Raw genomic sequence first — 22,331 nt, forward strand, 5'->3', positions numbered from 1 at the left:
CCCCCGCCTTGCATGGCCCTGATAAACAAAAAGCCCGCCGGTTTGCACCGGCGGGCTTTTTTCACGAGGTCAGTCTGGATCAGTCTTTCTTGGCCAGCAGGAATTGCACCAGCTGGTTGAACTGCTCCTGGGAGGTGATGGATTCGATCTTCACCATGTACTTGCCGTTCACCAGGAAGGCCGGCACGCCGCGCACGTTGTAGCTCTCGGTGTTGCGGTCGAACTGGGAGACCATGCCGGAAACGGCGAAGCTGTCGACAGCACCGTCGAACTCCTCGGCCGGCACGCCGTTGTCCACGAAGATCTGCTTCACGTCACCACGGCTCTGGGGGATCTGGCGCTGGGTGTGGATCTTGTCGAAGATGGCCGGGGTCAGCTTGCCTTCGACGTTCAGCAGGTTGGCGACGGCGTAAGCACGCTGCATCTCGGGCCCCATCTCGCGGCCCAGGAAGGCCACCGGGTTCTTCTTCATGGGTACGCCTTCCGGCAGGCTCTTCGCCAGCTCTTCGGCGATCGGCTCGAACTTGGCGCAGTGCGGGCAGAAGTAGGAGAAGAACTCCATCACTTCAGGCTGGGCGCTGCCGGTCTGGGTGACCACGTCATAGTTGACGCCTTCCTTGAATTGCGGGGCGGCGTGAACCATGGGGATCATCAGCATGGCGGCGAGGAAAAATAGGATTTTTTTCATGACGTTTCCTGTTAAGGGATCACTGTGAGGCACGCCCGGCGAACCGAAGCAGTCCAAGCCTATTGTGTCCCCCTCGTGCCGTCAATGGCAAAGGCAGCCGGGGGAGGCTGGCATGCCTCCCCCGGCGACCTCCCTCACCACTGGGGCATCAGGCTCAAGGGAGGGGCCTTCAGTGCCGCCAGCTGGTCGTGCAGGGTGGCGATCTGCTGGCGCCAGTAGTGTTCGGTGTTGAACCAGGGGAAGTGGCGGGGGAAGGCGGGATCCTCCCAGCGCCTGGCCAGCCAGGCCATGTAGTGGACGATGCGCATGGCCCGCAGTGGCTCGATGAGCGCCAGCTCCCGCGGATCGAACTCCATGAACTCCTCGTAACCTGCCAGCAGGGTATCGAGCTGGAGCTGCTGTTCGTGGCGCTCCCCGCTCAGCAGCATCCAGAGATCCTGGATGGCCGGGCCGGTGCGGCAGTCGTCGAGATCGACGAACAGGGGGCCGTCGCGCCACAGGATGTTGCCGGGGTGGCAGTCCCCGTGCAGGGAGATCCGCGCCACGTCCAGGGTCATGGCGTCACACACGTGCCGGATCAGCTCGTCGAGCACGCCGAAGAACTGCTTGGCCAGGCCGCTTGGCAGCCACTCGCCGGACGCCAGCAACTGACGCGGCTCGTGCAGCATGGTCTCCACGTCCAGGGGGACGCGGTGATGGAACCCGTGACTGGCCCCGACCCTGTGAATGCGGCCGAGATAGCGCCCGACCCACTCCAGCTGATCGAGGTTGTCCACCTCGAACTGGCGGCCGCCGACGCTCTGCCAGATGGCAAAGGGGTAGCCCTGATGCTCCAGCAGGGTCTCTCCGGCGAAGCTGAGGGGCACGGCGACCGGGATCTCCGTCTCCCCCAGGCGGGCGGCGAACTCGTGCTCCTCCAGGATCTGGGCCCGGCTCCAGCGACCGGGGCGATAGAACTTCACCACGTAGCGGCGACGATCCTCGTCCTGAAACTGGTAGACCCGGTTCTCGTAGCTGTTGAGCTCGATGAGGCCGGAATCGATGCGCAGGCCGCTGAGATCGATGGCATCCATGATGAGGTCGGGATTGAGGTCGGAATAGTTGAAACGCATGTCATCCACCATAGGAAAGGGGCGCTGTTGCGCCCCATTCTATCCGATCCGGCCCGGGATGGACGACCCGCCCTCCCGTAAACCGTCACAACCTGCCGATAAAGTTGCCGGTCCGTGCAGGGTGCCCTTTGGCCATCCTGTCACAGCCTGCTGATAAATTTGCTCGGCTGACGCAGGGTACTCTTGCTGTCGTCCGGTGCCGCCCCTTCCCGCTTGAGCACGAACTGGACGTCCAGGGTCGGTCGCTTCAGGTTGAAGGGATCCACCGCCAGGCTCACCGGCAGGGTGAAAATTTCCCCTGGTTTGAGAGTCACTTCCCGCGGCCCGAACCACTGGAACTCGGGCAGCCCCTCCACGTCCAGCCGATAGGTCTGGGACTGCAGGGTCTTGTTGAGGATCTTGAGGGTGTAAGTGTTCTCGATGAGCCCCTCGCTGTTCTCCCGGAACAGCTGGTTGCGATCCCGCAGTATGTCGAGCCCCATAGGCATGATGGACATGGCGTTGTAGACGAAGACCCCCAGCATGACGAGCATCACCAGGCCGTAGCCGATCAGTTTGGGCCGCGCGACCTGGGTCTCGCTGTGGGCCAGCTTGTGCTCGGTGGTGTAGCTGATGAGGCCGCGCGGGTAACCCATCCGATCCATGGTCTGGTCGCAGGCATCGACGCAGGCGCCGCAGTTGATGCACTCGTACTGGAGGCCGTCACGGATGTCGATGCCGGTCGGGCAGACCTGCACGCAGAGATCGCAGTCGATGCAGTCCCCCAGCCCCAGCGCCTTGGGATCGGCCTTGCGACCACGGGCGCCACGGGTCTCGCCGCGCTTGCTGTCATAGCCGACGATGTAGGTGTCCTTGTCGAACATGGCGGACTGGAAGCGGGCATAGGGACACATGTGGATGCACATGATGGCCCGCATCCAGCCGGCATTGCCATAGGTGCAGGCGGCGAAGAACAGCACCCAGAAGATGACCCAGCCACCCGCCTGCAGGGTGAAGAAATCGGGTACCAGCTGGAACACATCCTGGAAGTAGGCGACGAAGGTGAGGCCGGTGCCCAGCGACAGCAGGATCCAGGCCAGGTGCTTGGTCCCCTTGCGGGCCAGTTTCTCGCCGCTCCAGGGCGCCGCATCCAGCTTGCGCCGCTTGTTGGCAGCCCCCTCCAGCTTCTCTTCGAACCAGATGAACATGAAGGTCCACACCGTCTGCGGGCAGAGGAAGCCACACCAGACCCGGCCGAGGAAGGTGGTCACGAAGAAGAGGGCGAAGGCGGCGATCATGAAGACCCAGGCCAGCAGGGTGAGGTCCTGCGGCCAGATGGTGGCACCGAAGATGTGGAATTGCTGGTGCTCCAGATCGAACAGCACCGCCTGGCGGCCATCGTAGCGCAGCCAGGGCAAGGCGACGAAGAGCACGACGAAGAACCAGCCCATGGCCTTGCGCACTCGCTGCCAGTAGCCGGTCTGGGACCTGACGTAGATACGCTTGCCGGGGTTGAACCTGTCGTCACCCGCCTTGAAGGTGTTGGGATTGAAGGTCCCGGTGACGTCACCGGTCACATCCTTGATATCGATCTTGTCCTGGTCCGACATTGCAATACCTTGCTCCACTCACATTGTTATGAAGCCGATTATATCTTAAACAACCTGCTAATTGTGTGGGTTAAATGTATCTATAGTTCGAGTGCCGTCGCAGTTTCAGGTAACAAAAAAGGCCCATAGCCAGTTGACTATGCGCCTCTTTGCAGATTCCCTTGAAACCTTTCTCTCCCCGGGGCAGGGAGACCGGCTTACTTGATGCCGCGGGCCTTGAGCAGGGCTTCCTTGAAGTCGGGCACATGATCCTTGGCCAACCCCGGGATCATCGCCTGCTTGTCGGATTCCCGCATCTTGAGGTGGTAGATCAGCATGTCGTCGGTCAGCTCGGACAGGGGGCCTTCAAATCCGGCCTCCTCGGCCAGCTTGGCGACAAACTGCACCAGGCTGAGATCCTGTTCCTTGATCCAGGCGGGCTGCAGCAGTTCGAGCAGCTCTTCGATACGATGACATTGCATAGACGACCTCTTTCAATCTGTCTTGTGAAACTCAGGCAACCTTACCCATCAAGGCTACTTCGATACGATCCCGGCCATTATGCTTGGCCTGGTAGAGGGCCGCATCCGCTTTTTGGACGAGATCGGCGATGGAGTGGTGCGAATCCGGCACCAGAGTCGCCACCCCGAAGCTGCAGCTGACCCGACCCGAGACACGGGACTTGTGGTGGGGAATGCCGAGGGCGCTCAGGGCCGTGCGTACCTGTTCTGCGATCTGTATGGCTCCCTGCATGGTGGTGCAGGGCAGCAACAGGGCGAACTCCTCCCCCCCGTAACGGGCGGCCAGATCATCCTCCCGGCGCAGCACCCCGGCCAGCAGGCTCGCCACCTGCTGCAGGCATTGGTCCCCCAGCTGGTGGCCATAGTGATCGTTGAACTGCTTGAAGTAGTCGACGTCCACCAGCACCAGGGAGAGGGGCGCCCGGGCCCGGTGGCAACGGCGCCAGGCCCGCGCCAGGCTGTCATCGAGGTGGGCCCGGTTGGCGATGCCGGTCAGGCCATCGAGACGGGAGGTGAGCTTGAGGTGCTCCGAAACCGCCTTGAGCTCCGCCACCAGCTCGGCGTTGGAGAAGCTGTGGTAGAGGGAGGCCACCTGATCCCGCCGCAGGCGTCGCAGCAGGGTGGGCAGAAACACGAACAGATAGCCCGCCAGCATGCAGGAGACGATCCGCTCCTGCTCGTTGCCGCCACCCAGTTCGAACAGCATGGCGAGCCCCAGCGGCAACACGGCGCCGTAGAGGGAACGGCGACTGCCGAACAGCATGATGGCGCTGCCGGTGAGGATCAGGCTGGAGAGCATCATCATGGCGGCGCGGTAGGTGTCCGGCAGCTTGCCCATATAAAGCAGTACGCCGAGGGCCCAGATGATGGAGGTGATGGTCACCCCGACAAAGAGTTCTCGCTCCAGCACCGGCAGCGGGAGCTGCGCCAATCCGGGCCGACGCCAGCGCAGGTGCCACCCGCGCCCCAGCAGCAACAACAACACCAGGCCGAGCCAGCCAAATGCTTCCCCGGCGGGCAGGTAGTCGTGGAATAGCAGGCTCCAGCCAAGCGCCAGCAGCGCCAGACAAGGCAGGCTGAAGGAGGCGTGGGTATAGAGCTGGACCATGATGGCCCGCCGAACCTGATGTTTCACACTCTGGGTCAACTGGGGGCTCCCTGTACAATAGCCGCCCAGTCTAACACTCCCCTTTCCTGCTCAACAATCAATCGACCGCTATTAAGAAGCCGCTCAGCGCCTCTCCCGCCTTGTGAGCGCCACGCCCCTCAGGGTGCGGCGCCAGCAGCCGGGGCTCTCCGATCACCCCTTCTCCAGCTCGTCGAGGATGGGGCACTCGGGGCTCGTGTCCCCATGGCAGCAACTCACCACCTCCTCCAAGGCACCGAGCATGGCCTGCAGCCCCGCGATGCGGGCCCGCAGATCGACGATCTTCTCCTGGGCCAGCTTCTTCACCTGGGCGCTGGTTCTGTGCTCGTCCCGGTAGAGTGCCAGCAGCTCCTGACACTCCTCCAGGTTGAAGCCGGTCTCCCGCGCCCGCTTGACGAAGCGCAGTTCCCGCAGGGCACCGTCGCTGTAACTGCGGTAGCCGTTGTCACTGCGCACCGGCGCCGTGATGAGCCCGATGCTCTCGTAATAGCGGATGGTCTTGGCGGTCAGGCCGGTGGCCTTGGCAACCTTGCTGATGTTCATGGATGACTCCTCTTCGATTCGGATGGGCGCCGGCTGCCCGCTCCGGGTTGCCAGCGCTTCAGTAACAGTGAATTGCTCAGTACGGTGATGCTGCTCAGGGCCATGGCCGCCCCCGCCAGTTCTGGGCTGAGATAGCCCAGGGCCGCCAGCGGAATGCCGATCACATTGAACGCGAAGGCCCAGAACAGGTTCTGCTGTATGGTCCGCCAGGTCGCCGCCGAGATGTCGATGGCATCGGCCACCAGCCGCGGATCAGATCGCATGAGCGTGATGGCGGCGGTCTCCATCGCCACGTCGGACCCCGAGCCCATGGCGATCCCCACGTCCGCCGCGGCCAGCGCCGGGGCGTCGTTCACACCGTCCCCCACCATGGCCACCAGCCCGGAGGTCTGCGCCCGCAGCGCCGCGACCTTGTCCACCTTGCCGGCGGGCAGCACGGAGTCGAAGGCTCCGTCCAGCCCCAGCTTGGCGGCGATATGGGCCACCGGCGCTGGCGCATCACCGCTCACCAGCCAGCTCGCGATGCCGCGCCGGCGCAGGGTGGCGATGGCCTCGGGGCTCTCCGGCCTCAGGGTATCGGCCAGGGCAGCGAGGCCGGCGACCACGCCGTCGATGGCCACCCAGACCCGGGTCGCGCCGTCGGCGGGTTGTTCATCCTGCGCGGGTGCTTCGATGCCGAGCTGGGCCAGCAAGGCACTGTTGCCGATGGCAACCCCATGGCCCGCCACCTGGCCGAGTATGCCGGCGCCGACTCGCACCTCTACCGCCTCCGGCTGGGGCAGCGCGGCATCTTTGCCGACTGCCTCGCGCATGGCCAGCGCCAGCGGGTGCTCGCTCGCCTGTTGCAAGGCGGCGGCGAGGCGCAGCTGCTCGTCGCTGCCGCTCCAGCTCGCCAGCACAGGCCGCCCCTGGGTGAGCGTGCCGGTCTTGTCGAAGATGAGCGCCTTGATGGCGTGGGCCTTCTGCAGGGTATCCACGTCTTTTATCAGGATGCCGTGGCGGGCCGCCACCCCGGTGCCGGTGACGATGGCCGCCGGCGTCGCCAGCCCGAGGGCACAGGGACAGGCGATCACCAGCACGGCGACGGCCGCCAGCAGCGCCTGGCCGAAGTCACCACTATAGGCATACCACGCCAGCAGGGTGAACAGGGCGATGGCCATCACCACGGGCACGAACACGGCGGAGACCCTGTCCACCAGCTGTTGCAGCGGGGCCTTGCCCATCTGGGCGCTCTCCACCAGGGCGATGATCTTGCTGAGGCTGGAGTCCTCCCCCACGGTCGTGGCCTCGATCTCCAGCACGCCGGAACGGTTGATGGCGCCGCCCAGCACGGCATCCCCCAGCGCGCGCGGCACCGGCAGGCTCTCGCCGGTGAGGATAGATTCATCCAGTTCGCTCTCGCCGCTCGTTATCTTGCCGTCCACCGGCACCCGCTCGCCCACCAGCACCCGCAGCCTGTCGCCACGCAATACCTCGTCGATGCCGACGCTCTGCCACTCCCCCCCGCGCCAGACGGTGGCCGTCTCGGGGCGCAGGGCCATCAGCTCGCGAATGGCGGACTGGGTGCTGCGCCTGGCGCGCGCCTCCAGCAGCTTCCCGAGGGAGATGAGGGTGATGATGATGGCGCTCGCCTCGAAGTAGAGCTTGCCGCTGGCGGCCGCCCCCAGGGTGAGCAACAGATAGAGGCTGTAGAAGTAGGCGGCGCTGGTACCGGTCGCCACCAGCACATCCATGTTTGCGGAGCGGTTCTTGAGGGCAAGCCAGGCACCGCGATAGAAGCGGGCCCCGATCCAGAACTGCACCGGGGTCGCGAGCACCAGCTCCAGCCAGGCGGGCAGATGCCAGTGCAGCAGGCCGGCCATGGAGAGCATGCCCACCAGCAGCGGCAGGGTCAGCAACGCCGAGATACAGACCTGGATCAGCGCCTGGTGGGCGGCGGCAGACTCCTGCGCCTCCCGCTCCAGCAGTTGCTGGCGGCGGCCGCTCGCCGAACCTTGCGCCAGCTGGGCGTCAAAACCGATCTCCTCGATCCGGGTGCGCAGGGCGGCGGGGGTCTGCATCCCCGGCACCAGCACGAGACGGGCCTGTTCGAGCGAGAAATTGACGTCGGCGGAGATCACGCCGGGCAGCGCGGTCAGCATCTTGTTGAGGCGGGCGGCACAGCCGGCACAGGTCATGCCGCCGATCTGGAAGGTGAGTGTCTCCTGGCCATAGTCGTAGCCCTGGGCCTTGATGCTCTCCAGCACCTCGGGCAGGCGGTCGCCATCGGTCAGGTCGATGGCCGCCTGCTCCAGCGCGAAGTTGACGGTTGCCTTCACGCCCTCCAGCTTGTTCAGGGCAGCAGAAATACGGCTGGCGCAGTTGGCGCAGCTCATGCCGGTCAGCGGCAGTTGAATATGTGTGGTCATGGTGTTCCTCCCCGGAACTGGTCGGCCAATAGAGTGCCGATGAACAAACCTTAACCTTTACTGTAAGGGTAAGCTCAAGCCACGATCTTTACTTTATTTGGCCATGAAAAATGGCGCCACCCCGGCAAGGGTGGCGCCATCTTTCAGGATATGGCTCTATCAGATGCCGTACTGGGCGCGATAGGCCTGCATGGCCGCCAGTTGTGTTGCCAGCTCCGGCTGCTCGGCCTGCTTCTCTTCCAGATAAGCGATGAGATCGCTCATCTGGATGATGGCGATAATGTGGGCGCCGTAGTCACGCTCCACCTCCTGAATGGCTGAAAGCTCGCCCTTGCCCTTCTCCTGGCGGTCCAGCGCGATCAGCACGCCGGCCAGGGAAGCGCCGTTGGCCTGGATCAGATCCATGGATTCACGGATCGCGGTGCCGGCGGTGATGACGTCGTCCACCAGCATGATGCGCCCCTTGAGCGGGCTGCCCACCAGATTGCCGCCCTCGCCGTGATCCTTGGCCTCCTTGCGGTTGAAGCACCAGGGCACGTCCACGTCGTGCTGCTCCACCAGCTGCACTGCGGTGGCGGAGGCGATGGGGATCCCCTTGTAGGCTGGGCCAAACAGCACGTCGAACTCGATGCCGGCATCCATCAGGGCGGCGGCGTAGAAGCGGCCGAGACGGGCCAGATCGCGGCCGCTGTTGAACAGGCCGGCGTTGAAGAAGTAGGGGCTCTTGCGGCCGGATTTCAGGGTGAATTCACCGAATTTGAGAACCTGTTTCTCCAGGGCGAACTCGATAAATTGACGCTGGTAGGCTTTCATTCTGGCTCCTTGCTTGGCTTGTCGTTGTCTTGTGTGGGGGTATAAAAAAACGCGGTCAATGCCGCGTTTTTAAAATCAGGAGAGCGACTGCTTCTGCAGCGCGATGATGTCCATGATGCCGCCCTTGGCGAGGGCCAGCATCGCCAGCAGCTCCTCGTGGGTGAAGGGCTCGGCCTCGGCGGTGCCCTGCACCTCGATGATGCGACCGTCTTCGGTCATCACCACGTTCATGTCGGTCTCGGCGGCGGAGTCTTCCACGTACTCCAGATCGCAGATGGCTTCGCCCTGGAACATGCCGACGGAGACGGCCGCGATCATCTGCTTGAGCGGGCTCTGTTTGATCAGACCCTTCTCCAGCATCCAGTTCAGGGCATCCACCAGGGCGACGCAGGCCCCTGTGATGGCGGCGGTGCGGGTGCCACCATCGGCCTGCAGCACGTCGCAGTCAACGGTGATGGTGTGCTCACCGAGCGCGGTCAGATCCACGGCGGCGCGCAGGGAGCGGGCGATCAGGCGGGAGATCTCCAGAGTGCGGCCACTCTGCTTGCCGGAGGCGGCTTCACGGTTCATCCGGGAGTGGGTGGAGCGCGGCAGCATGCCATATTCGGCGGTGACCCAGCCCTGCCCCTTGCCTTTCAGGAAGCGCGGCACGCTGGTGTCGACGCTGGCGGTGCACAGCACACGGGTGTGGCCGAATTCCACCAGCACGGACCCTTCAGCATGCTTGGTGAAGTGGCGGGTGATGGTTACCGGACGCACCTGGGCGGCGCTGCGATCGCTGGGACGGGACATGGGACTGACCTCTGGGCTGGCTGAATTGGCGCAGGAGTATAAGCCATTGCTACTCAAATATCAGCCGCTAAAACCACGCCGTCGGCTGACGGGGCAGGCCTGGCTGAGTATACTGGCCGCACACTTCATCAAGCCCGGAACAATCAATGATTCACAGCATGACCGCCTACGCCCGCAAGGAACTCAAGGGCGACTGGGGCACAGCCGTTTGGGAAATTCGTTCGGTCAACCAGCGCTATCTGGAGACCTACATTCGCCTGCCGGAACAACTGCGCAGCCTGGAGCCGGTGCTGCGCGAGCGTTTCCGGGCCAAGCTGCAGCGGGGCAAGGTGGAGTGCAACCTGCGCTTCGAGGCCGCCCAGGCTGCCGCCAGCCAGCTCCACATCAATGAAGAGCTGGCCAGACTCATCATCGAGAGCGCCAACTGGGTGATGAAGGAAGCGGGTCAGGGCCAGCTCAACCCGGTGGACGTGCTGCGCTGGCCGGGCGTCATGGCTGCCGCCGAGCAGGACATGGACGCGGTCGCCACCGAGCTGATGGCCGGTTTCGACCTGACCATGGATGACTTCCTCGCCTCCCGCGCCAGCGAAGGGGCCAACCTCAAGGCGCTGATCGAGCAGCGTCTGGCCGGCATTCAGGTGGAAGTGAAGAAGGTGCGCGAGCACCTGCCGCAGATCATCGAGTGGCAGCGCCAGAAGCTCACCGACCGGCTGGCCGAAGCCAAGGTGGAGCTGGATCCGGCCCGCATCGAGCAGGAGATCGTGCTGCTGGCCCAGAAGATCGACGTGGCCGAGGAGCTGGATCGCCTGGAGATGCACATCGGCGAAACCACCAAGATCATGAAGAAGGGGGGCGCCTGCGGCCGTCGCCTCGACTTCATGATGCAGGAGTTCAACCGCGAGTCGAACACCCTGGGTTCCAAGTCCATCAACGCCGAGGTGACCCAGTCCGCCGTCGAGCTGAAGGTGCTCATCGAGCAGATGCGCGAGCAGATCCAGAACATCGAGTGATCCCTCTCCTCGATGCACAGCCCCCGCCATGCGGGGGCTTTTTTATGTCCGCTTCCCACCGAGAACAGCGCCCTGGCTGATGGCAACCCTAGGCGAAGACAGCCTGGCCTTCGCCATCAAACAGAGAGGGCCTGCCATGCAGACCCTCCCGTTTTTCCGAACCACTTAGGTTTGTCGCCCGTTCAGGCTAGACCGGTGACTTCAACCTGCGGCTGCGCAGCAGCAGGGGAAGCTGGTAGAGCACCAGGGCGCCGAGCACCAGGCCCACGCCGGCCAGCTTGGCGCCGCCCAGCGGCTCGTCATAGAAGAGGGTGCTCAGGATCAGGGTCCAAATCGGTTCGAGCAGCATCAGCAGGGCGGCGTGGGCCGTGGTCATCCCACTCAGGGCGTGGGTCAGCAGCCAGTAGCGCAAGGTGGTGGCGATCAGGACGCTCGCCGCAAACCAGCCCCAGATGCCGTGGCTGATGTCGGCGGGCCACTGCTCGGTCAGCAGAGAGAGCAGGGTGCCGAGCAGCCCGGTCACCGCCAGCTGGATGCAGGTGAGCCAGGTGGGGGGAATGGACTGGGCGAAGTGGCGGTGTACCGCGAGCTGGACCCCCAGGGTGGCGGCTGCCGCCAGAAACCAGAACAGGGAGAGCGACACGCCCCAGTGGGTGCTGCTGGAGAGCAGCAGCAGGCCGGCGACGGCGAGCGGCAGGGTGAGCCAGTAGTGGCGGCCGGGTCTGGCCTTGAAGGCAGCCCAGGCGGCGAGCGGCGCCATCAGGGTGGCCACGCTCATGATGAAGGCGCCGCTGCCGAGCGCATCGCTCTGGCTGATGGCGGTGACCCAGAACAGCAGGCTGGCCCCGAGCAGGGTGCCGCACCCGGCAGCCCGCAGCAGCTGCGAGCGGCTGGGCGGCGGCTCCCGCAACCAGGCTAGTGGCAAGAGCAGCAGGGCGGCCAGCAGGAAGCGGCTGCCGATAAAGGCGGCGGTGGGCAATTCGCGGATAGCCTCTTTCGAGAAGAGCCAGCCGGCGGCGGCCAGCAAGGTGACCAGTATCATCAGCAGCAGGGGAACGCGGTTCATCGGGGCATCGCAGGGTGAAGACAGAGGGCAGAGCATAAAGGAAAGAGGGCCGGATTGTCTCCGGTGGATTGCTCAGGGGTTGTGCCCCAGAGCCAGGCTGCGGCAGGGAGGCGGGGCGGCCACCGGGCCGCCCGCTCAGTCGTTCTCCAGGCTGGCGAGGCAGTGAGACAGGGTGCGCGCCAGCGCCCCCTGATTGCGCAGCACCACGGCGCGAGCCTGCTCACCCATCTCCCGGCGAGCGCCGGCATCGCCGAGCAGCCGGCTCACCGCTTCGCCAAGGTCATCGGCATCCGCCACCACGGCGGCCCCTCCCTGGGCCACCAGCTGGCGGGTGATGTCGCTGAAGTTGAAGTAGGCGGGGCCAGTCAGGCAGGGCTTGCCGAGCGCCGCCGGCTCCAGCAGGTTGTGGCCGCCGATCTTCACCAGACTGCCGCCGACGAAGGCCAGATCCGCCGCCGCCAGCATCAGCGGCAGCTCCCCCATGGTGTCACCCAGGTAGATCTTGTCGCTCTCGCCAACCGCACTGCCCGCCGTGCGCCGCACGCAGCCATAGGGGGCGCACAGCTCGGCCACCCGATCGAAGCGCTCGGGGTGGCGGGGCACCAGGATCAGCAGGGCGGAGGGATGAACCTTGAGCACCCTATCGAAGGCGGCCAGCACCTGCTCGTCCTCTCCCTGATGGGTGCTGGCGGCGATCCAGACCGGTCGTGCCTCTCCAAGCTGCTGGCGCAGGGCACGCCCCCTGGCCTGCACCTCGTCGCCAAACTGGATATCGAACTTGATGGAGCCGGTCACCGCCAGCCGGCTACGGTCTATCCCCAGGCGATGGAAGCGATCCGCGTCGTCCTGATGCTGGCAGAGCAGGTGGGTCAGAGGCCGGCTCAGGGCATCGAAGGCCCCCTGGAAACGGGCATAGCGCTGGCAGGAGCGCTCAGAGAGGCGGGCGTTGAGGATGGTCACCGGCAGGTGGCGCGCCTCGCAGGCCGCCAGCCAGTTCGGCCACAGCTCGGTCTCCATCACCCAGAGGGCACGGGGCTTGAAGGTATTCAGAAACGCCGAGACGGCCCAGGGATAATCCAGGGGCGCGTAGCGGTGCACCACCAGATCCCCGAGCTTGGCCGCCTGTTCGGCACCGGTACGGGTGGTGGTGGTGAGCAGGATGGGCAGCTCGGGCAGCTCGGCCTTGAGGGCGCGAATGAAGGGAGTGATGGCCAGGGTCTCCCCCACGCTCACCGCATGGATCCACAGCGGGGCCTCCTGCCCCGTGGCGGGCACCCGCCCCAGGTGCTCGGCCCAGCGCGTCCCGAAGCCGGGCTTGCCCTTCTTCGGTCTGTAGAGCGCCAGCAGTGCCAGGGGCAAGCCCAGATGGATCAACAGGTTGTAGAGCAGCCGGTAGATCATCTTATTGACCTGCGCTCTCTTCACCCGTCCCAGCCACCGGCTGGCGCGCGATGAGCAGATCCGCCGACGCCCCCCGCTCCAGCCGGTTGCCTGCCTCGATGACCTGCTCGGGCATCAGATCGATCAGGCACTTGAGGTGGCCGAACTTGCAGGTGCGCTTGAAGCAGGGGCGGCACTCGATGTCGGTGTGGACGATCTCGACCCTGTCCGCCAGCGGCGGCGTGTAGAGGGGCGAGGTGGAGCCATAGACGCCGATCAGCGGCCGGTTGAGGGCGGCCGCCACGTGCATCAGGCCCGAGTCGTTGGCGATGACCCGGCCAGCCAGCGCCATCAGATCGATCGCCTCGTGCAGGCTGGTCTTGCCCGCCAGCACGTGGCAGTTGGGGCGCGACAGGGGGTTGATGCGCTCGCGGATGGTGTTCGCCACCGCCGCATCCTTGCCGGAGCCGAAGATCCACACCTGCCAGCCCTCGTCGAGGTGCTTCTGCGCCACCACGGCGTAGTGCCCCTCGGGCCAGCGCTTGGCCGGGCCGAACTCGGCTCCCGGGCAGAGCACCAGCACGGGGCGGGCGCGATTCAGACCGAGCCGATCCAGCGCCTTGCCCTGGTTGACGAGGTCCACGTGCAGGGAGGGATGGGGAATCGCGGGAATGTCGGCCCGGCTCTTCATCTGCCCCTTGGGGTAGGCCAGCGCCAGATACCCTTCCACCATCAGCGGGAAGGCCTTCTTGTTGCTGCGCATGTCGTTGAGCAGGCCGAAGCGATGCTCCCCCTTCCAGCCGGTACGCACCGGGATCCGGGCAAACCAGGGGATGAGCGCCGACTTCATGGAGTTGGGCTGAATGATGGCCTGATCGTACTTCTCTGCGGCCAGCTGCTTGCCGAGCCGGCGGCGTTCCCCCAGCTTGAAGTCGCCATGGCCGAGCGGCATGGGGATGGCCTTGTCCACCTCGGGCATGCGCTCCAGCAGGGCCACGCACCAGGCCGGTGCCATCACATGCAGCTCGCTGCCGGGGTGGTTGCTCTTGAGCGCCTTGTAGAGGCTCTGGGACATCACCATGTCGCCGACCCATGAGGGGCCGATCACCAATATCTTCATCGCGCGTCTTCTCTCGGGACTGGCCCGGCTGTTGATCGTTACTGGGCGAGATTATGCCCCAAGAAAGGCCGAAGAAATAACAGAAGATCCCCGCCAGCCCTGCAAAGGGGCCTCATATCCGGGATCGCATGCCCCACCACGTGGCAGATGGGTCGGTCAGCGACCTCGCGTGAGGCGAATGCCTGCCGCCACCCCTTCCTGCGGGCCTGGGAACCGGGACAAAGCTGGCAGCGAGCCCATGCCCCGGGCAAGGTTTTAGGCTAGAATGGGCGCCAATCCGAGCATGACCCGCCCGCCGGGTGCCAACAAGAGTTCCTCACCTGTGAAAAAACCGACCCTGGCGGCCGTCCTGATCGTCAAGAATGAAGCCGACAACCTGCGTGCCTGCCTCGCCTCTCTCGAGGATCTGGTGGACGAAATCGTCATCCTCGACTCCGGCAGTCAGGATGATACCCCCGCCATCGCCGCCGAGTTCGGCGCCCGCTTCTTCGTCAACACCGCCTGGCCCGGCTTCGGCCGCCAGCGCCGTCTGGCCCAGTCCCATGTCCAGTCGGAATGGGTGCTCTGGCTGGATGCGGACGAGCGGCTCACCCCGGCGCTGCGAAGCGCCATCGCCGACGTCATGGCCAACCCGGGCCAGGACACCATCTACTCCATCCCGCGCCTCTCCTGGGTATTCGGCCGCTTCATCCGCCACAGCGGCTGGTATCCGGATCGGGTGCTGCGCCTCTATCCCAAGGCGCTGACCGGCTACAACGAGGCGCTCGTGCACGAGAAGGTGGAAGTGCGCGCCAACATGCAGATCGTCAACCTGCACGGTGACCTGCTCCACTTCACCTACCGGGACCTGGAACACTATCTGGTGAAGTCCGCCGGCTATGCCAGAGCCTGGGCCGATCAGCGCACCGCCCGCGGCAAGAAGGGCTCTCTGGGCCAGGGGCTGGTGCACGCCGTCGGCTGCTTCCTCAAGATGTACCTGCTCAAGGCCGGCTTCCTCGACGGCAAGCAGGGCCTCCTGCTGGCCATACTGTCGGCCCACTCCACCTTCGTGAAGTACGCCGACCTCTGGATCCGCCAGCAGCCCCGGACACCGGACCAGGCGGGCAAGTAACCCGCCAGATCATCCGTATCACGAAACAGGGCCCATCGCGGGCCCTGTTTTTATTGCTCGATTTTTTCCTGCCAGAACGGCGGCGCCCAGCGGGCGATCGCCGCCGCTATGGCCTTGGGATCGAGCTGGCTCATGTCTTCCGGGTGATCGCTGTCTTCCGGCGGGCTGAACGCCAGGTGGCGTCCTTCGCCGTTGAGCGGGCGCCAGCGCAGGGGCGTCGCCGAGCGGTGCGCCGGGAAGAAGCCGACGGTCGGCACATCCAGCGCTGCGGCGATGTGCAGCGGCCCCGTGCTGCCCGCCACGAACAGGGCGGCGTTGGCCATCACCTGACAGAACTTCGGCAACCCCTCGTCGGAGCGGTAGATCCAGCCGTTGCCGCCGTGGGCCAGCAGCTCGGCCGCCAGCTGTTCCGCCTTGCCCTCCTCCCCCGGCCCCGCTGTCAGCACGCACTGCAGCTCGGGACAGGCCTGGTTGAGCTTGATGATGAGGCGTGAATACTGCTCGATGGAGAGGTTGTTGGCCGAGCCACCGCTGCCGGCGTGCACCATCAGCCAGGGGCGGCCGGCATCCAGCTTCAGGCGGGTGGCGACCTGCTCGCGCACCTGTTGCAGGCTGGCGGGGTCGAAGTCGAGGTAGGGGCCCTGCGGCTCCACTGCCGCCTGATGCTGGTCGGCGAGGAAACGGCGCACCAGATCCAGGTTGTATTCGTACTCCGGCTTCTGGGAGCGGGAGCGGCGCTGCACCAGGCGATGGTTGTAGAGCACCTGGGCCAGCTTGGTGGCGGGGGCCAACCGGTAGGGAATGTGCGCCTTCCACACCAGCTTGGCGTTGCGGGTGTTGGAGAAGAGGCAGATGGAGGCATCGAAGGCGGCTGCCTTGATGCGCGCCAGCAGGGCGCGTTGCTGTTCCTTGTCGGCCCGGGCACCCGGGTCCAGGATGATCTCGTCGATCCAGGGGCAGAGGCGGGCCAGCGGCGCCGTGTAGGCGGGAACCAGGGCAGTCACATGACACTCCATGGAACGCTTGAGCATGGCAAAACTCGGCCAGGCCAGCATGAAGTCACCAATCTTGTCATTGCGGACTACCAGAATACGTTTCATAAAAAATCCCTTTGCTCCCAGTCACCCACGACGGAAGCTTGATGCGCGATGCGGGTATTCTTGCCTGATGCAGGGCGATTCTCAAGCGATGACACCGAAGGCCCCCGATTTGTGGGCAAGACGCGGGGGCTCGCGCCAAAAATCCGCGCCAACGCGGTCGCGCCCAACCCGCAACACCCCCTATAATGCGACCAATTTTCCGGCTTCAGGAAGTCAGCAGCATGACCAACAAGGTAATCTACCCCGGCACCTTCGACCCCATCACCAACGGCCACACCGACCTCATAGGCCGGGCCGCCAGGCTGTTTGACGAGGTGGTGGTCGGGGTGGCCAACAGCCCGAGCAAACGGCCGCTGTTCGATCTGGCGGAGCGTGTCCAGCTGGCCCGGCAGGTGACGGCTCACCTGCCCAACGTCAAGGTGGTGGGCTTCTCCGGCCTGCTGGTGGATTTTGCCAGGGAGCAGCAGGCCAACGTGCTGATCCGGGGCCTGCGCGCCGTCTCCGACTTCGAGTACGAATTCCAGCTCGCCAACATGAACCGCCGCCTGATGCCGACCCTGGAGAGCGTCTTCCTCACCCCGGCGGAAGAGAACTCCTTCATCTCCTCCACCCTGGTAAAAGAGGTGGCGCTCCACGGCGGCGACATTCACCAGTTTGTCGACCCCGTGGTGGCCCAGGCCATCGCCGCCAAGCAGGGCAAATAACCCCCTCGCGGGATCTGTCAGTCCTCTCACGGGCCAGCCAGTTGCCCTTGTTGCGCGTCAGCGCTGGCAGTGGGAGCAGAATACTGTGGTGCGCTGGCCCATCTTCACCTCGCTCAGCAGGGTCTGGCAGTGGAAACAGGGTTGGCCGCCCCGGCCATAGACCTGCAGCTGCTGGACGAAATAACCGGGCTTGCCGTCGGCACTGGTGAAATCCTTGAGGGTGGTCCCCCCCTGCCGAATGGCCTCGGCCAGCACCCGCTTGATCTCGCTCACCAGGTTGCCCAGCCGCTCGGCGCTGATGTTGCCCGCCGCCCGCTTGGGGTGAATGCCGGCGGCATAGAGCGCCTCGTTGGCGTAGATGTTGCCCACCCCGACCACCACATGGTTGTCCATCAGGAACAGCTTGATGGCGGTGCTGCGCCCCTTGGCCCGCTCCCGCAGATAGTCGGCGCTGAAGGCGTCGGTGAGCGGCTCAGGCCCCAGCTTGGCGAGCAGGGCGTGCGCCTCGGCCGGTTCACGGGTCCACAGCAGGGCACCGAAACGGCGCGGATCGTTGAGCCGCAGCAGTTTGCCGTTGGCCAGCTCGATGTCCACGTGATCGTGCTTCTCGGCCGGGGTGCCGATGTCCAGCACCCGCAGGCTGCCGGACATGCCGAGATGCAGGATGGCAGTGCCGAAGTCGGTCTCCAGCAGCAGGTACTTGGCGCGGCGGCGGACCCGGTGAATGACGAGATCTACCAGCTCCTGGATTTCGCCAGGCACGGGCCAGCGCAGCCGGCCGTCCCTCACCACCACGCGGGTCACCTTGATGCCGGTGAGCCAGGGCGAGATCCCCTGGCGGCTGACTTCAACTTCCGGTAATTCAGGCATAGACGGGCCTCTCGCTCAGGACGTGGTTAGGGGATGGGACGCATCAGATCGCGATATTGCGCCTGACTCAGGCTGAGCCAGGTCGAGGGGGGCAGCAGGGCGCCAAATTTGCCGTCGTCCTGATAGAGCCCTACCTCGACGGGATCGCTCTGGCCGGCGATCCAGATCTTGAGGGTGACCGGCGCGCCGCGCACGGCCTCCCCCGGCGGCAGCAACCAGCCCTGCCACGCGTCGATACGGGCGGCCAGCTGGGCGCTGTCGAGCCCCAGATCCGGCCCGCTGCGCCACCCCTGGCCGATGCGCTCTATCTGCCAGCTCGGTCCCTGCCAGGTCAACACCACGGCATCCGCCGGCAACAAGGGGCGTGGTCGCTGGGCGCTGTTTTCCTGCTGCACCTGCTCGAGCCGGTGCAGCAGGGTAATGACGATCAGCACGCCCACGATGATCACGTTGTTCCAGCCTTTGCGGCTCAATTTAAACATGGCAAGCCTCCCTTCCAACCGGCAGTGTACTGAATTCCGACCATAAAAAAACCCGGCACAAGGCCGGGTTTTTGCAGCAAAACCAAGTAATTACTTGATTTTGCCTTCTTTGTAGATCACATGCTGACGAATCACGGGATCAAATTTCTTGATCTCCATTTTTTCGGGCATGGTGCGCTTGTTTTTGGTAGTGGTATAGAAGTGACCAGTACCGGCGCTGGAGTTCAGGCGAATCTTATCGCGAATACCTTTAGCCATGATCTAATTCCTTATACCTTAACGCCGCTGGCACGCAGTTCAGCCAGAACCACTTCAACGCCGCGCTTGTCGATGATACGCATGCCTTTTGCGGATACGCGCAGGCTCACGAAGCGTTTTTCACTCTCAACCCAGAAACGGTGAGTGTGCAGGTTCGGCAGGAAACGACGCTTGGTAGCGTTGTTAGCGTGCGAACGGTTGTTACCAACTGCCGGGCGCTTGCCGGTTACTTGGCATACTCTAGACATGTCAGTCTCTCCAAATCTTACTTCATTGCTCGAGCAAATATCTGCCCCGCTGGCCTTCGATTGCGGGGCAAACAGAAGGCGGCATTTTATACAGCATCCGTGATCAAAGATCAACTAATACAGTGCCAGAGCCCAGTCTATAGCCAACCACGCTCTGCAAAAGAAACCGTGATGCCGTCACCGATCACCAGGTGATCCAGCACTCTGATATCGACCAGGGCCAGGGCGGCCAGGATCCGATCCGTGATCTGGCGGTCGGCCCGACTGGGCTCGGCCACGCCGGACGGGTGATTATGCGCCAGATTCACGGCGGCTGCATTATGTTTGAGCGCGATCTGCACGATTTCCCTGGGCCAGACGCTCGCAGCGTCCAGCGTACCGTAAAAAAGTTCGACGAACTGGATGACCCTGTGCTGGTTATCGAGCAGCAGCAGCGCAAAAACTTCCCGCGGCCGATCCCGCAACTGGGCCTGCAGATAGGCCCGGGTGAGCCCGGGCGAGGTGATCGCCTCCCCCCGTTGCAGCTGCTCGGCCAAATGGCGCCGTCCCATCTCCAGCACCGCCTGCAATTGGGCATATTTGGCCGGCCCGAGGCCATGCGCTTCGCAGAAGGTCTGCTGTTCGGCCCCGAGCAACGCCCGCAGGGAGCCAAACTGCCGCAACAGCTGGCGGGAGAGATCCACTGCACTCAACCCGCTCACCCCGGTGCGCAGGAAGATGGCCAGCAGTTCGGCATCGGAGAGCACCGTCGCTCCGCGGCGCAGCAACTTTTCCCGTGGGCGCTCCTCTTCAGGCCACTCCTTGATGCTCATTTGTCTCTCCCTGTCTGCCTATTGAGAGAAAACATAGCAAAGAATCCCGCGAGCCCGACCACAACTCCCCCATGTCAGCCTCTGTCGCCACCCACCGGCTGTGCTATCTTAGCCGACCAGTCAGATTGAGCCGGAAGAGATACAGCAGATGAGATTGGCCGATAAACGTATCCTGTTGGGTGTCAGCGGTGGTATCGCCGCCTACAAGAGTGCCGAGCTGGTGCGCCGCCTGAAAGATCAGGGGGCCGACGTGCGCGTGGTGATGACCCGCTCCGCCAAGGAGTTCATCACGCCGCTGACCCTGCAGGCCGTCTCCGGATACCCGGTCTCGGACAGCCTGCTGGATCCGGCCGCCGAGGCGGGCATGGGCCACATCGAGCTGGCCAAATGGGCCGATCTGGTGCTGATCGCCCCCGCCAGCGCCAACCTGATGGCCCGCATGGCCGCCGGCATGGCGGACGAACTGCTCACCACCCTCTGTCTGGCCACCCCGGCCCCGGTTGCCCTGGCACCGGCCATGAACCAGCAGATGTATCTGAACGCCGCCACCCAGGCCAACCTCAAGACCCTCGCCAGCCGCGGCATCCAGCTCTGGGGGCCGGACTCCGGCAGCCAGGCCTGCGGCGACGTGGGTCCCGGCCGGATGCTGGATCCCCTCGACCTGGTAGAGCGCTGCTGCCAGCAGCTCGCCGCCGAGCCCCTGCTGGCAGGCGTCAGGCTGCTGCTCACCGCGGGACCGACCCGCGAGGCGCTGGATCCGGTGCGCTACATCAGCAACCACAGCTCCGGCAAGATGGGTTATGCCATCGCCCGCGCCGCCCGCGAGGCGGGCGCCGAGGTGATCCTGGTGAGCGGCCCCGTCAGCCTGCCAACGCCCCTGGGGGTGGAGCGGGTCGATGTGGAGAGTGCCCAGCAGATGCATGAGGCAGTGATGAGCCGGGTTGGCGAGTGCGATCTCTTCATCGGCTGCGCCGCCGTCGCCGATTACCGCCCCGAGCAGGTGGCCAGCCAGAAGATCAAGAAGACTGGCGACAACAACCAGATGGTCCTGACCCTGGTCAAGAATCCCGACATCATCGCCGATGTGGGAGCCAGGTCAGACAAACCCTTCACCGTCGGATTTGCCGCCGAAACCGTGGATGTGGAACAATACGCCCTCGACAAATTGCGACGCAAACGGCTGGACATGATCGCTGCCAACGATGTGTCCCGTGCCGGCCAGGGCTTCAATGCCGATGACAACGCCCTGACCGTCTTCTGGCAAGGGGGTCAAGCCGCGCTGCCCCTGGCCGATAAGCTGACGCTGGCTCGTCATCTTGTCGCCCTGATTGCACGCCACTATCGACCTTGAGCCCGCTCCCGGGCCCATTGAACATGCCGGGTGCCCCACAGGCACCCGCTGAACCACCCGATCGCCCGGCGATCCAATTGAACAATATTCATGACGACACAAATTGAACTGAAAATTCTGGATGCCCGTATCGGCACCGACTTCCCGCTGCCCGCCTACGCCACGCCCGGCTCCGCCGGCATGGATCTGCGCGCCCTGCTGGATGCCCCGCTGACCCTGGCCCCGGGCGACACCACACTAGTGCCGACCGGGCTGGCCATCCACATCCAGGATCCGGGTCTGTGCGCCACCATCCTGCCCCGCTCCGGCCTCGGCCATAAGCACGGCATCGTACTGGGCAACCTGGTGGGTCTGATCGATTCCGATTATCAGGGCCAGCTGATGGTCTCGGTGTGGAATCGCGGCAACGACAGCTTCACCATGCAGCCCGGCGAGCGCATCGCCCAGCTGGTGATCCTGCCGGTGGTTCAGGCCAGCTTCCAGCTGGTCGACGAGTTCAATCAGAGTGAACGGGGTGAAGGCGGGTTTGGTTCTTCTGGTCGCCAATAACAAGACCACACGGCCCCTTGGGGCACGTGCCAAATAACAGAATCAAGCCATTGTTTTTTTTAGGGGAATCCATGGCAAGCAGTAACCAGAAACAGAGTCGGCGCGATCAGATCCTGCAGGCACTCGCCCACATGCTGGAAACCAGTCCGGGCCAGCGCATCACCACGGCTCGCCTGGCGGCCGAGGTTGGTGTGTCAGAGGCGGCCCTCTACCGGCATTTTCCCAGCAAGGCGAGGATGTTCGAGGGGCTGATCGACTTCATCGAGGATTCCCTGCTGTCACGGGTCAACCTGATCATGGCCGAAGAGAAGGACACCATGGCCCGCTGCCACCACATACTGCAGCTGCTGCTGGTGTTCGCCGAGCGCAACCCCGGCATAACCCGCATCCTCAACGGCGATGCCCTGCTGGGGGAGCACGATCGGCTGCGGGATCGCATCAGTGTCCTTTTCGACAAGCTGGAGACCCAGCTCAAGCAGGCGCTGCGGGAGAAGCGCCTGCGGGAAGGCCAGGGCTTCCAGCTCGACGAGACCATGCTGGCCAACCTGCTGCTGGCCTATGCAGAGGGCCGGATCAGCCAGTTCGTCCGTTCCGAGTTCAAGCTCAAGCCCACCGCCGGCTTCGAGGACCAGTGGCAGTTCATGCGCAGCCAGCTGTTGCAAAGCTGATACCGAAGGG

The 22,331-nt window shown here is 64.5% G+C and carries 24 protein-coding genes; 6 read left to right on the forward strand and 18 right to left on the reverse strand.

Annotated features, from left to right (window positions below):
- Window positions 1–79: 79 nt before the first annotated feature.
- From BN1136_RS10995 to rph, 9 genes are all read right to left on the reverse strand, one after another.
- Window positions 80–688: a thiol:disulfide interchange protein DsbA/DsbL gene (locus BN1136_RS10995; RefSeq protein WP_043764114.1), complete on the reverse strand. Its 609-nt coding sequence runs from the start codon at window positions 686–688 to the stop codon at window positions 80–82.
- 134 nt (window positions 689–822) lie between these two features.
- Window positions 823–1,812, reverse strand: a complete 990-nt coding sequence (locus tag BN1136_RS11000) for a serine/threonine protein kinase (RefSeq protein ID WP_043764115.1) — start codon at window positions 1,810–1,812, stop codon at window positions 823–825.
- A 128-nt stretch (window positions 1,813–1,940) separates the two neighbouring features.
- A complete protein-coding gene (ccoG, locus tag BN1136_RS11005; protein ID WP_043764116.1) occupies window positions 1,941–3,389 on the reverse strand; it encodes a cytochrome c oxidase accessory protein CcoG in 1,449 nt (482 codons plus the stop codon).
- Between the two features lie 197 nt (window positions 3,390–3,586).
- Window positions 3,587–3,850 (reverse strand): YihD family protein, encoded by a 264-nt coding sequence (locus BN1136_RS11010; RefSeq protein WP_005306857.1) that lies wholly within the window; start codon window positions 3,848–3,850, stop codon window positions 3,587–3,589.
- Between the two features lie 31 nt (window positions 3,851–3,881).
- The gene (locus tag BN1136_RS11015; RefSeq protein WP_043764117.1) at window positions 3,882–5,036 is read right to left on the reverse strand and encodes a GGDEF domain-containing protein; all 1,155 of its coding nucleotides are present in this window, start codon (window positions 5,034–5,036) and stop codon (window positions 3,882–3,884) included.
- Between the two features lie 153 nt (window positions 5,037–5,189).
- The gene (gene cueR / locus BN1136_RS11020) at window positions 5,190–5,579 is read right to left on the reverse strand and encodes a Cu(I)-responsive transcriptional regulator (protein WP_043764118.1); all 390 of its coding nucleotides are present in this window, start codon (window positions 5,577–5,579) and stop codon (window positions 5,190–5,192) included.
- Entirely contained in the window at window positions 5,576–7,987 is a 2,412-nt protein-coding gene (locus BN1136_RS11025) for a heavy metal translocating P-type ATPase (RefSeq protein WP_043764119.1), read from the reverse strand. The genes cueR and BN1136_RS11025 overlap by 4 nt, the downstream gene beginning before the upstream one ends.
- Before the next feature lie 159 nt (window positions 7,988–8,146).
- Entirely contained in the window at window positions 8,147–8,800 is a 654-nt protein-coding gene (pyrE, locus tag BN1136_RS11030) for an orotate phosphoribosyltransferase (RefSeq protein ID WP_043764120.1), read from the reverse strand.
- A gap of 75 nt (window positions 8,801–8,875) precedes the next feature.
- Window positions 8,876–9,592: a ribonuclease PH gene (gene rph, locus BN1136_RS11035; protein ID WP_043764121.1), complete on the reverse strand. Its 717-nt coding sequence runs from the start codon at window positions 9,590–9,592 to the stop codon at window positions 8,876–8,878.
- Window positions 9,593–9,738: 146 nt separating this feature from the next.
- On the opposite strand from rph, the gene BN1136_RS11040 reads away from it, so the two are divergent.
- Entirely contained in the window at window positions 9,739–10,602 is an 864-nt protein-coding gene (locus BN1136_RS11040) for a YicC/YloC family endoribonuclease (protein ID WP_043764122.1), read from the forward strand.
- A 187-nt stretch (window positions 10,603–10,789) separates the two neighbouring features.
- On the opposite strand, the gene BN1136_RS11045 is transcribed toward BN1136_RS11040, so the two are convergent.
- From BN1136_RS11045 to waaF, 3 genes are all read right to left on the reverse strand, one after another.
- Window positions 10,790–11,668, reverse strand: coding sequence for a DMT family transporter (locus BN1136_RS11045; protein WP_043808492.1), 879 nt, complete (start codon window positions 11,666–11,668; stop codon window positions 10,790–10,792).
- Between the two features lie 135 nt (window positions 11,669–11,803).
- Window positions 11,804–13,069 (reverse strand): lipid IV(A) 3-deoxy-D-manno-octulosonic acid transferase, encoded by a 1,266-nt coding sequence (gene waaA / locus BN1136_RS11050; protein ID WP_043764123.1) that lies wholly within the window; start codon window positions 13,067–13,069, stop codon window positions 11,804–11,806.
- A 1-nt stretch (window position 13,070) separates the two neighbouring features.
- The gene (waaF, locus tag BN1136_RS11055; protein WP_043764124.1) at window positions 13,071–14,168 is read right to left on the reverse strand and encodes a lipopolysaccharide heptosyltransferase II; all 1,098 of its coding nucleotides are present in this window, start codon (window positions 14,166–14,168) and stop codon (window positions 13,071–13,073) included.
- Between the two features lie 322 nt (window positions 14,169–14,490).
- On the opposite strand from waaF, the gene BN1136_RS11060 reads away from it, so the two are divergent.
- On the forward strand, window positions 14,491–15,279 hold the full coding sequence (locus BN1136_RS11060) for a glycosyltransferase family 2 protein (RefSeq protein WP_043764136.1): 789 nt from the start codon (window positions 14,491–14,493) through the stop codon (window positions 15,277–15,279).
- Between the two features lie 50 nt (window positions 15,280–15,329).
- Here BN1136_RS11060 and BN1136_RS11065 read toward each other — a convergent pair whose 3' ends face one another.
- On the reverse strand, window positions 15,330–16,379 hold the full coding sequence (locus BN1136_RS11065) for a glycosyltransferase family 9 protein (protein ID WP_043764125.1): 1,050 nt from the start codon (window positions 16,377–16,379) through the stop codon (window positions 15,330–15,332).
- A 221-nt stretch (window positions 16,380–16,600) separates the two neighbouring features.
- On the opposite strand from BN1136_RS11065, the gene coaD reads away from it, so the two are divergent.
- Entirely contained in the window at window positions 16,601–17,083 is a 483-nt protein-coding gene (gene coaD / locus BN1136_RS11070) for a pantetheine-phosphate adenylyltransferase (protein WP_043764126.1), read from the forward strand.
- 57 nt (window positions 17,084–17,140) lie between these two features.
- Here coaD and mutM read toward each other — a convergent pair whose 3' ends face one another.
- The 5 genes from mutM to radC all read right to left on the reverse strand — a co-directional run bounded on the left by mutM (window position 17,141) and on the right by radC (window position 19,753).
- Window positions 17,141–17,953, reverse strand: a complete 813-nt coding sequence (gene mutM / locus BN1136_RS11075) for a bifunctional DNA-formamidopyrimidine glycosylase/DNA-(apurinic or apyrimidinic site) lyase (protein WP_043764127.1) — start codon at window positions 17,951–17,953, stop codon at window positions 17,141–17,143.
- Window positions 17,954–17,979: 26 nt separating this feature from the next.
- Entirely contained in the window at window positions 17,980–18,435 is a 456-nt protein-coding gene (locus tag BN1136_RS11080; RefSeq protein WP_043764128.1) for a hypothetical protein, read from the reverse strand.
- A gap of 90 nt (window positions 18,436–18,525) precedes the next feature.
- Window positions 18,526–18,693: a 50S ribosomal protein L33 gene (gene rpmG / locus BN1136_RS11085; RefSeq protein ID WP_005323752.1), complete on the reverse strand. Its 168-nt coding sequence runs from the start codon at window positions 18,691–18,693 to the stop codon at window positions 18,526–18,528.
- An 11-nt stretch (window positions 18,694–18,704) separates the two neighbouring features.
- On the reverse strand, window positions 18,705–18,941 hold the full coding sequence (rpmB, locus tag BN1136_RS19885) for a 50S ribosomal protein L28 (protein WP_005307492.1): 237 nt from the start codon (window positions 18,939–18,941) through the stop codon (window positions 18,705–18,707).
- A 137-nt stretch (window positions 18,942–19,078) separates the two neighbouring features.
- Window positions 19,079–19,753: a RadC family protein gene (gene radC, locus BN1136_RS11090; protein ID WP_043764129.1), complete on the reverse strand. Its 675-nt coding sequence runs from the start codon at window positions 19,751–19,753 to the stop codon at window positions 19,079–19,081.
- 148 nt (window positions 19,754–19,901) lie between these two features.
- On the opposite strand from radC, the gene coaBC reads away from it, so the two are divergent.
- The 3 genes from coaBC (at window position 19,902) to slmA (ending at window position 22,321) form a co-directional block, all read left to right on the forward strand.
- The gene (coaBC, locus tag BN1136_RS11095; RefSeq protein WP_043764130.1) at window positions 19,902–21,104 is read left to right on the forward strand and encodes a bifunctional phosphopantothenoylcysteine decarboxylase/phosphopantothenate--cysteine ligase CoaBC; all 1,203 of its coding nucleotides are present in this window, start codon (window positions 19,902–19,904) and stop codon (window positions 21,102–21,104) included.
- A gap of 90 nt (window positions 21,105–21,194) precedes the next feature.
- On the forward strand, window positions 21,195–21,653 hold the full coding sequence (gene dut / locus BN1136_RS11100; RefSeq protein ID WP_010676116.1) for a dUTP diphosphatase: 459 nt from the start codon (window positions 21,195–21,197) through the stop codon (window positions 21,651–21,653).
- Window positions 21,654–21,724: 71 nt separating this feature from the next.
- Entirely contained in the window at window positions 21,725–22,321 is a 597-nt protein-coding gene (gene slmA / locus BN1136_RS11105; RefSeq protein ID WP_043764131.1) for a nucleoid occlusion factor SlmA, read from the forward strand.
- Window positions 22,322–22,331: the final 10 nt, after the last annotated feature.

Origin of the sequence: Aeromonas taiwanensis (assembly GCF_000820165.1) — a bacterium.
Classification (GTDB): Bacteria; Pseudomonadota; Gammaproteobacteria; order Enterobacterales; family Aeromonadaceae; genus Aeromonas; species Aeromonas taiwanensis.